Source organism: Alkalibacterium psychrotolerans (genome assembly GCF_054784355.1).
On sequence record NZ_BAAGPH010000118.1, the window covers coordinates 1 to 9102 of the forward strand.

At 42.6% G+C, this 9102-nt stretch carries 9 protein-coding genes; 3 read left to right on the forward strand and 6 right to left on the reverse strand.

Annotated elements, in window-relative coordinates; translation table 11 throughout:
• Positions 1–220: 220 nt before the first annotated feature.
• The 4 genes from ACYVLS_RS09660 to ACYVLS_RS09675 all read right to left on the reverse strand — a co-directional run bounded on the left by ACYVLS_RS09660 (position 221) and on the right by ACYVLS_RS09675 (position 3758).
• The gene (locus ACYVLS_RS09660; protein WP_460323983.1) at positions 221–991 is read right to left on the reverse strand and encodes an ABC transporter permease; all 771 of its coding nucleotides are present in this window, start codon (positions 989–991) and stop codon (positions 221–223) included.
• The gene (locus ACYVLS_RS09665) at positions 984–1919 is read right to left on the reverse strand and encodes an ABC transporter ATP-binding protein (RefSeq protein WP_460323985.1); all 936 of its coding nucleotides are present in this window, start codon (positions 1917–1919) and stop codon (positions 984–986) included. The genes ACYVLS_RS09660 and ACYVLS_RS09665 overlap by 8 nt, the downstream gene beginning before the upstream one ends.
• Before the next feature lie 407 nt (positions 1920–2326).
• On the reverse strand, positions 2327–3280 hold the full coding sequence (locus tag ACYVLS_RS09670; RefSeq protein ID WP_460323987.1) for an NAD-dependent epimerase/dehydratase family protein: 954 nt from the start codon (positions 3278–3280) through the stop codon (positions 2327–2329).
• Between the two features lie 31 nt (positions 3281–3311).
• Positions 3312–3758 carry a DUF4385 domain-containing protein gene (locus ACYVLS_RS09675; RefSeq protein WP_460323989.1) on the reverse strand — a complete coding sequence of 149 codons (447 nt, stop codon included), beginning with the start codon at positions 3756–3758 and terminating at the stop codon, positions 3312–3314.
• Between the two features lie 176 nt (positions 3759–3934).
• Here ACYVLS_RS09675 and ACYVLS_RS09680 point away from each other — a divergent pair, with 176 nt between their 5' ends.
• Positions 3935–4381 (forward strand): GNAT family N-acetyltransferase, encoded by a 447-nt coding sequence (locus ACYVLS_RS09680; protein WP_460323991.1) that lies wholly within the window; start codon positions 3935–3937, stop codon positions 4379–4381.
• A 127-nt stretch (positions 4382–4508) separates the two neighbouring features.
• Here ACYVLS_RS09680 and ACYVLS_RS09685 read toward each other — a convergent pair whose 3' ends face one another.
• Both ACYVLS_RS09685 and ACYVLS_RS09690 read right to left on the reverse strand, forming a co-directional pair.
• Positions 4509–5729, reverse strand: coding sequence for a putative glycoside hydrolase (locus tag ACYVLS_RS09685; RefSeq protein ID WP_460323994.1), 1221 nt, complete (start codon positions 5727–5729; stop codon positions 4509–4511).
• Between the two features lie 258 nt (positions 5730–5987).
• Complete coding sequence (locus tag ACYVLS_RS09690) at positions 5988–7202, reverse strand: putative glycoside hydrolase (protein ID WP_460323996.1); 1215 nt, start codon at positions 7200–7202, stop codon at positions 5988–5990.
• Between the two features lie 298 nt (positions 7203–7500).
• Between ACYVLS_RS09690 and ACYVLS_RS09695 the strand changes: the two genes are divergently transcribed.
• Together ACYVLS_RS09695 and ACYVLS_RS09700 are read left to right on the forward strand one after the other, a co-directional pair.
• Complete coding sequence (locus ACYVLS_RS09695) at positions 7501–7848, forward strand: DUF1475 family protein (protein ID WP_460323998.1); 348 nt, start codon at positions 7501–7503, stop codon at positions 7846–7848.
• Positions 7835–8503 carry a DUF3159 domain-containing protein gene (locus ACYVLS_RS09700; protein ID WP_460324000.1) on the forward strand — a complete coding sequence of 223 codons (669 nt, stop codon included), beginning with the start codon at positions 7835–7837 and terminating at the stop codon, positions 8501–8503. The genes ACYVLS_RS09695 and ACYVLS_RS09700 overlap by 14 nt, the downstream gene beginning before the upstream one ends.
• Positions 8504–9102 lie beyond the last annotated feature (599 nt).

Sequence of the window (9102 nt, forward strand, 5' to 3'; positions counted from 1 at the left end):
CATTTTTGTTTTATACTTATCCATGCTGTAAGTCCTTTGTTTTGGTCTTGGATAAGTCATCCCACCCCATTATAAAGGACTTTTTCATGTGTTGAAACAGTTAAAATTTTTAATGCAACACTAGTGTGTAAACATATAAAAAACCTGAAGCAGACAACTTACAGAGCTGCCCACCTCAGGTTTCTTTATTACATTGCTGTAAGCCAATACGACTCTACGCTTAACTTCTTAGTCCGCGGCCTTTTTCGATCAAGTACCAGTCGATTGAATACAGAACGATAATGAATAGAATTAAAATGCTGACTGATATAATAATCGGTACATCAATAACGCCCAAAAAGCCGAAACGGAAGCCGGAGATCATATAGACTATCGGGTTCACACGGGATACAGCCTGCCAGAACGGTGGCAGCATCGAAATAGCGTAAAACACACCACCTAAATACGTTAGAGGCTGTAGAACAAATGTCGGTACAATGGATACATCGTCAAAAGACTGAGCAAATATCCCATTTAATAGACCCGCCAGAGAAAACAGGACGGAGGTCATTAACAGCGTCAGGATAACCATGCTCCAGGAATAGACCTGAAGTGGTACAAAAAACAGGGAAATAATGGAGACCAGTGTCCCGACCAATATACTTCTTCCAAGCCCTCCGACAACAAAGCCCCACATGATAATGTGAGTGGGCACGGGAGCTATCAGCAGCTCTTCAATGTTTTTCTGGAATTTCTGTGAGAAAAAGGAAGATGAGACATTCGAGTAGGAACTCGTAATGACCGACATCATAATCAGACCGGGTACGATGAACTCCATATACGAAAAGCCACCCATTTCGCCGATTCTTCCTCCAATCAAGTTACCAAAAATAATAAAGTACAGGGAGGTCGTAATAACCGGCGGCACCAGTGTCTGAACCCAGATTCTTAGGTAGCGGTTGGTTTCCTTGACCGCCAGACTTTTTAACGCTGTAAAATAAAGACTAAACATGAGTATCCTCCATTACAGTTTTTTCTTCAGTCAGTTTCAGGAACAGTTCTTCCAACCTGTTGGATTTGTTGCGCATGGATAGGACTTTGATGCCCTGCTTCGACAATTGGTCGAACACATCATTAATCCCCTGATCACGTGCAACTTCCACATTCAGCGTTGACTCTTCGACAAGTTCACTGTCGAAGCCCTTGATAACCGGCTTCATGCCTGTCGGTTCAATATCCAGAATAAACGTTTCAAACTGCAGCTTAGCCAGCAAAGTTTTCATGCTGGTGTCTTCAATGAGTTCACCTTTTTGAATAATCCCGATATTGCGGCACAACATTTCAGCTTCTTCCAAGTAGTGGGTCGTCAAAATAATAGTTGTTCCGTTCGCATTCAGCTCTTTAAGGAAACGCCACATATCCCGTCTTAACTCGATATCCACTCCGGCAGTCGGTTCATCGAGAATCAAAAGGCGTGGCTCGTGCATCAGCGCACGGGCAATCATTAAGCGTCGCTTCATTCCACCGGACAGCATGCGGGCACGCGTGTCCCGCTTTTCCCATAAATCAGACTGCTTCAAATATTTTTCACTGCGCTCAATTGCCTCTTTGCGGGAAACGCCATAATAGCCTGCCTGGTTTACAACAATCTGTTGCACTGTCTCAAAGGGATTGAAATTAAACTCCTGAGGTACCAGTCCAATCTGACGTTTAGCCTGCATCAGTTGGCCATCAATATCATAATCAAACACCTTCACTTTGCCTGAAGTCTTGTTGACTAAAGAGGTGATGATTCCTATTGTAGTCGATTTACCGGCCCCATTAGGACCAAGGAGGGCATAAAAGTCGCCTTCTTCTACTTTCAGATCGATGCCGCGCAGGGCTTCAACACCGCCTGCATATACTTTTTTTAAGCCTTTTATTTCGAGTGCATAAGTCATTGCGTGAGACTCTCCTTTTTTACTTATCCATGACGTTAAACGTGTCCGTTTGTTATTATAACATGGATTAACTTATTTTTTGTTAGTTAATTTCATTTTTCTTTCATGCTCCATCTTATAGAATAAATCTTTTTACTCTTCTTCTCAATGGTTCCTATAATGTTTTGTGAAAAATTCCTTTTCAGAGTCCGTTAAGCTATTTTAGTTTCGCAATAATGTCGTAAGCAGTCAAAAAAGTCCTGACGCATCAGGACTTTTCCTTATTTTATTTCTTTAGAGTTGATGGAAATGGTCGTAGAGACCATTTCCTATCTAATTGAACTCACAACTGGTTACTAAACTGTTTTTGAGACCAGTTCATGAAGTATTTCCGGTTAGAACTGGTCTCAAAGCGTATCAGAATCCCGCTACTTCACATTTATAACGCCGCGGTCAATATAGCTTTGAATTGACGCCTCCACGACTTGAGTTGACGTATAGCGGGGTTGGTAACCAATCAGATCTTTAGCATTTTCAGTACTGTAGTAGCCGCTGCGGGCAATGTGATGGTATGAGATGCTGGCTTTTTTCTCACTTTCCACATAATCTACCCATTTATCCCATGACAAAAAGCTGATATTCGGTTCCTGCTGGAACAAGCGGTACATCGCCATCGCATAGCCGTAAAGCGTTAGTGAGTCTTTTGAAACAGCGTGGAAGTTCTGCCCCAATGCCTGAGTCCGGTGATTCATCGCTTTAAAAAAGACTTGGGCCACATCTTCACCGTGAACAGGATGCAGGGTCTCCATCCCGTGATTAGGCAACTTGAGTTCCTTGCCGTCTGCAATTGTCTGGAAAACACTGTCGTCTCCATAACCCAGCGGATTGATGATTGACCAGCCGGGACCACATATTTGACCCGGACTAACCATTGAAACAGGAAAACCGTTCACTCGGTACTCCTGCTGCAGGTATTTTTCGCTTTCGTACTTCTGGCGTCCGTATTCGTCCAAAGGGTGCTTTTCATCGTTTGGCTCCGCTGGGATTTTCTCTGCTCGCCCGTGCGTCCAGATAGTCGAGCAGTATAAGTAATGAGACAAATCGGTTTTTTTCAGCTCAGCAACCATTTCCTTGACTTCTTCCAGCTTGAAGCAAATCAGATCAATGACTACATCCGCATTCATCTCGGCAATCTTCCTTGAAAAGTCTGGCTCTTTACTGCGATCCATCGCTACCCGCTCAGCTTTATCCCAGGCCCAATCTTTGACATAGGGCTCGCTTTTACCTCGACTGACCATAATCACTTCATGATTTTCCCTTACCAGTATAGGAATCAGATAGGTTCCGATATGCCCGCTTCCTCCAATAACAACTACTTTCATCACTGTGCCTCCTCAAAATTGACGTGCCTATTTATCCGTGCTTTTTCTGATGCTCTTTTTTCAGTTTCAAATAATCCTCATCTTCTCTTACAATAATCCACTTTTTTTCAAAAATGGCTGCGGATTCTGCCTTTTCTTCATCAATGTCACGATCTTTGACATTACCGTCTTCATCATACTTGCGTCCGCCTTTATAATTGGCATAGCGCCGAGAACGCGTGTAACCTATCTGTAGAAATTTCCGCGCCATATCCATGCCTACAAAATCACCGGCTTCTTTGTAATCCAGATACATCTGGTAAATTTTTTCCGATGATTCTTCTGCTATGTCAGGCGTCTTGAACCGCCAATGCGGAAGAATTTCACTTTTATAAGGCTCTACCATTAAAACACCTTGTTCTCCCCTGCCTACTCGATAGAGATCCGGCTGTTCTCTGAAGTCAATGCTATCAAAATCCAAATCGTAGTCGAATGCCATTCCATTCACCTCTTATCTTCAGAAATTATGTCGTTTCAAGCTAAACCAGACACGTGCTTATACACTCTTCAGACTACGTTAATTGGAAAATCTATTCAACTATATTGAATCCGCCTGTATATCTTTAACTATGATATGATAAACGCATACAGCAAAATCTAAAAGGAGCAAACAGAATGACTATTATTCCATTGCAAAAAGAGCATTATAAAGAATTGAGCGCACTCTTTCTTGATGTCTTCACCTCTGCACCCTGGTTTGACGAATGGGCGAGTGAAGAACAGCTTGATTTATATCTCAAAGACTTGACCGACAACAGCAACTCTCTGTCTCTTGGGCTGTTTGATGAGGAAGGTGTCCTGATTGGCGGCTCACTCGGCTACACATTTAACTGGTGGCAGGGGAAAGAATACTATATAAAAGAGTTTTTCATCGCTAAAGACTGTCAGAACAAAGGGGTAGGCAGTTCTTTTCTTGAACAAATAGAGTTCTATCTAAAAGAGAAGAAAATGAGCCACATCACGCTCATGACCGACAAAGACGTATCCGCTTATCCTTTTTACAAGAAAAACGGCTTCACTGAGCAGACAGGCTCTGCTTTCTTTTTCAAAAAGATAGACTAAGGTCACTGGACATATTTGCAGTGCAATTCAAAAAAGACTTGCTGCCACAAGAGCGGACAGCAAGCCTTTTATATAATTTGATTATTAAACTCCACGTTACGATTGCGAACCGGAGTCTTTATTAACATTAATTGTTAAAGTCAAATGTAGCGCCTTCTGAATAGTTGCTGGCAGAGTTCCAAAGCAAGTACTCCTCTACACCCTGCTCATGGAGTGCACGAATCTGTTCAGAGACTTCCTCATCGCCATATTCCATAAAGTTGCCTTCTCCCAGATAAGCTGCGGTAAAGTCCTGAATCCACGGTCTTGTTCTCGGCTTGTCTTCCCCTAAGTCTGACAATACAGCATTCTCCACATCCATATAATTGTAAACAAGGTTATAAGGTTCCAAATCAGGCACCTCCACGCCTAAATTCCCAGGACCCCAGTGACTCGGGTAAATCATTGACGAAATGACATCTACATTTTCCGAAATCCTTACAAAACTTTGACCAATATTCGGCTCTTCCTCGACAAGTGCTGCATAACCGAAGATGTCAGCCGAAAGCTCCACATCATAAGGTTTCAATTCTTCACGTGCATAGGCAACAAATTCTGTTACGGCATCAACTCGCTGCTGGACATTATCCAAATCACTCTCATCATAGTCCCCTCGGGAATAATTCAGCTGCTCATCCAGACTGCCAAAGCCTTCAGGGAAGCGCACATAATCCAGCTGGATATCCCGAAAGCCTAATTTCGCTGCCTGCTTGGCTACCTCTACATTGTGCTCCCAGACTTCTCGCTCGTACGGATTCACATAGCTTGCTCCTGAAGCATCGGACCAGACTTCCCCATTATCATCCGTAAAGGAGAGATCCGGACGTTCATTTGCCAGTTGTTTATCTTTGAAAATAACGATACGAGCAATCGGATAGATATCGTTTTCCTCCAGGTGCTGCATTAATTCTTCCGGATCAACGTACTCCTGAGTAAACTGCTGAACATACTCCTCATCAGAATCCAGATCCATAACCATGGTTCCATCATCATCTTTCACGTCGATGACCATCGCGTTCAGCTTCGTTGTATTAAGTAAATCAGTCAAGTCGTATAAGCTCTCACCTGTTGCTGCATCACCAGTCAGATAGACACCTTTGACGCCATCTTCCGGGTACTCAATATCCACGAGACTGTCATACATAAACTGCTCGGGAAATTCAGCTGGAAGAGATAACAGAGGGTCTTCCGACAATTCTAAGTAAGTTGGTTCGTTTTCTATGTTTTCCTCAGCTGAAACTGCCGGGGATGTGAGAATTGCCAAGGTTAAACCGGCAAATCCTGTGCTGAAATACTTTTTATAATTCATAACTTCCTACCCTTTCATGGTCATTCATTTTCTATTTATTCGAATAATAATGGTTAAAATGCCTACTTTTTATTAAATTCCTTAGCATACATATTTTCCCATTCATTTATCAGGGTAACATCTATAGATGCAGAATGTATAACAAAAACCGTTACTGATTTTACCGACTTCACTTTTTATTATGAAAAAAAGCACCAGCGTAAGGCTGATGCTTTGACTATCATTATTAAAATGGAACGTCATAAAAGAGCTTATTGCTTACTCATTGAAATCGAACGTAGCGCCTTCTGAATAGTTGCTTGCCGCATTCCAGAGCAGGTATTCTTCAACGCCGTGTTCATGAAGTGCGCGAATTTGTTCCGAAACCTCATGATCGCCGTAGCGCATAAAATTGCCTGCGCCCAGATATGAGGCTGTAAAATCCTGGAGCCAAGGCCGTGTGCGCGGAGCGCCCTCGCCTAATTCTGCCAGAACTTCATTTTCTACTTCCATGTAATTATACACAAGGTTATAGGGTTCCAAGTCAGGACGGGCAATGCCTAAGTTCCCTGGTCCCCAGTGGCTTGGGTAAATCATCGAGGAGATGACATCCACATTTTCTGATATGCGGGTAAAGCTTTGACCGATATTTGGCTCTTCTCGAACGAGTGCCGAGTAACCGAAGATATCAACAGACAGCTCAACATCATATGGCTTCAGCTCTTCACGGGCAGTTGCAATAAAGTCTGTGACCGCATCAACTCGCTGCTGAACGTTATCCGAGTCACTCTCCTCGTATTCACCGCGGGAATAGGTCAGCTGTTCATCCATGCTGGCAAAGCCTTCAGGGAACCGGACATAGTCAAACTGAATATCTTTGAATCCTAATTTTGCAGCCTGCTTCGCCACCTCAATGTTGTAATCCCACACTTTACGCTCATATGGGTTCAAAAAACTTGCGCCAGATCGGTTGGACCAGACTTCCCCATTTTCGTCTGTAAAGGACAGGTCAGGGCGTAGATTGGCTAGACGTGTATCCTTAAAAATAACAATTCGAGCTATCGGGTAAATATTATGTTCTTCCAAATGATGCATCAATGCTTCGGCATCAACATACTCCCGAGTAAACTCCTGGACAAACTCGTGATCGGAATCCAAGTCCATTACAATGGTGCCGTCATCGTCTTTGACATCTATCACCATTGCATTCAATGCTGTCGTATTCAGTAAGTGGGTTAAGTCATTCATGCTTTCACCCGTTGCTGCGCTGCCAGTAAGAAAAATCCCTTTCACTCCATCTTCAGGATAATCGATGTCTACCAGGCTCTCATATAGAAACTGACGTGGGAATTCATCCGGCAAAGACAAAATAGGCTCGTCTGAGACCGTTAAGTAGCTTGTTTCTTCCTGTTCCTCGGCTGAAGCAGTAGTGGAAAGAAAGCCAAGAATGGAGAAACCGATTAATGCTGATGACAAATATCCTTTTATTTTCATGTCTGTAGTGTCCTCTCTTTTCTGTCTTCCTAAGTATGGTTATCTCATCTTCTGTATTACAATCACGCAGTGGCAATGAGTATAGTTTGTTGACTATGTTTGAATCCGTTTTGTTATCACTCGTATCATTATTATTCTGCCTTTCATGATAAGATTATCACAACATGCAGTTAAAAGTATACAAGTTTCTCATTTTACTTTTATAACTTAGATTATGGTAAACTTAAGCTGTTATTAAATAACGGTTTTTATAAATGAAATTTGCTTGATTTTGATGATTTTAAAAGGAGGAAAACAGATGAAAGCTGCAAAACTGGTCGCATGGATTTGTCTGCTGGCAATGACAGCCGGTTTGATTAATGCCTTTATGAATGGTGATTTCTTTATAGACGGAGGTGCCCTGCTCGATAATCCCTGGGGTGTGATGTCGTTAATCGATTTATATGTCGGCTTTGCTCTATTTTCCATATGGATTGTCTACCGCGAAGACACCACCTGGAAGATGATTATCTGGGTTGTAAACATGATGGTATTCGGCTTTCTGACTGGGAGTATCTATGTATTAAAAGCTCTTTATGAAGCAAAAGGAGACTGGAACGTCGCTCTGCACGGTTTCTCCAAAGGTGACAATCATGGAAAAACTTAACGAATGGCTGGAGCAGCTTCAACTCGTCTTCAAGAATAAGACTATCGACGCTCTGTTTCCACCCTTTATATTTTTCATTACTAACCGCCTGTCCACTCTTGAAGTAGCCGCAGGGCTGACACTGCTTTATATTTTCGGTCTGATCCTTTATAGAATTATCAAGAAACACACAAAGAAATACGTACTGGTCGGAACTGGCGGGGTTTTGTTTTCAATAGCTCTAAGTTATTTTTCCGGTGAGGCTATTAATTATTATCTACCCGGACTGATTACATCCAGTCTCATTGCCCTTGCCTGTGTGGTCTCACTTTTTTTGAAAAAACCATTGGCTGCACTGGCTAGTCACATTACCAGAGGCTGGCCGATTGAATGGTACTGGCGAGACGATATCCGGCCGGCTTACCGTAATGTGACCCTTTTATGGGCGGTTTACTTCACGCTTCGCTTGGCCATTCAGGTCCCACTCTTTTTAATGGGAGAGCTTGATATTTACTTTGTCGTCAACTCTATATTAGGCTGGCCAATGAACATCTTGTTGCTGATTACTACCTATGTTCTTGGCATTAAAGGGCTGAGAAAATTGTCAGGTCCCAGTGTGGAAGAATTTATAAATAATGATGAACCGCCATATGAGGGCCAGAAGAAAGGCTTTTAGGTTTAGGTTAAAAAAATTAAATGTAGCCTAAGAAATGAAGTACACTGTCATATCAGGGACCTTTTCCCCCTGCTGTGACAGTTTTTTTGAATTTTAAGACCTATTTATCCCCCTGGAACTAATTTATGGGACACATCTTTATTTAGTAATCCAGTTCATGGTGAAAAGAGCTTATATACGGGACTCAAGTCTATCATGCGCTCCAGTTCCTAGGGAAAGCAGCTCATCTACGGGACTCAAACCTACTATGGGCTCCAGTTCCTAGGGAAAGCAGCTCATCTACGGGACTCAAACCTACTATGGGCTCCAGTTCCTAGGGAAAGCGGCTTATCTAAGGTACTCAAACCTATTAGGTGCTCCAGTTCTTAGGGAAATTTGCTTATCTACGGGACTCAAAAAAAACTTATGCCTCACTTCAAGCTCTCTGCTTTTTTTATGGGGTAGAAAAGCGATGCGCTTTTCTGTTCTCTTATTATGCACTTGGAAAACCCCCGGCTATGCCGGGGGTTCAGGAAAGCTTTCAGCGTGGGGTCAAAAAAAGCCTCACTTCATGATAAGATAAAGTTGGTTTCCCGACCACTCTTTCTCATCAATGAAGG

Coding starts and splice junctions, on each gene's coding strand:
- ACYVLS_RS09660 (WP_460323983.1), bottom strand. CDS start 991: ATGTTTAGTCTTTATTTTACAGCGTTAAAAAGTCTGGCGGTCAAGGAA.
- ACYVLS_RS09665 (WP_460323985.1), bottom strand. CDS start 1,919: ATGACTTATGCACTCGAAATAAAAGGCTTAAAAAAAGTATATGCAGGC.
- ACYVLS_RS09670 (WP_460323987.1), bottom strand. CDS start 3,280: ATGAAAGTAGTTGTTATTGGAGGAAGCGGGCATATCGGAACCTATCTG.
- ACYVLS_RS09675 (WP_460323989.1), bottom strand. CDS start 3,758: ATGGCATTCGACTACGATTTGGATTTTGATAGCATTGACTTCAGAGAA.
- ACYVLS_RS09680 (WP_460323991.1), top strand. CDS start 3,935: ATGACTATTATTCCATTGCAAAAAGAGCATTATAAAGAATTGAGCGCA.
- ACYVLS_RS09685 (WP_460323994.1), bottom strand. CDS start 5,729: ATGAATTATAAAAAGTATTTCAGCACAGGATTTGCCGGTTTAACCTTG.
- ACYVLS_RS09690 (WP_460323996.1), bottom strand. CDS start 7,202: ATGAAAATAAAAGGATATTTGTCATCAGCATTAATCGGTTTCTCCATT.
- ACYVLS_RS09695 (WP_460323998.1), top strand. CDS start 7,501: ATGAAAGCTGCAAAACTGGTCGCATGGATTTGTCTGCTGGCAATGACA.
- ACYVLS_RS09700 (WP_460324000.1), top strand. CDS start 7,835: ATGGAAAAACTTAACGAATGGCTGGAGCAGCTTCAACTCGTCTTCAAG.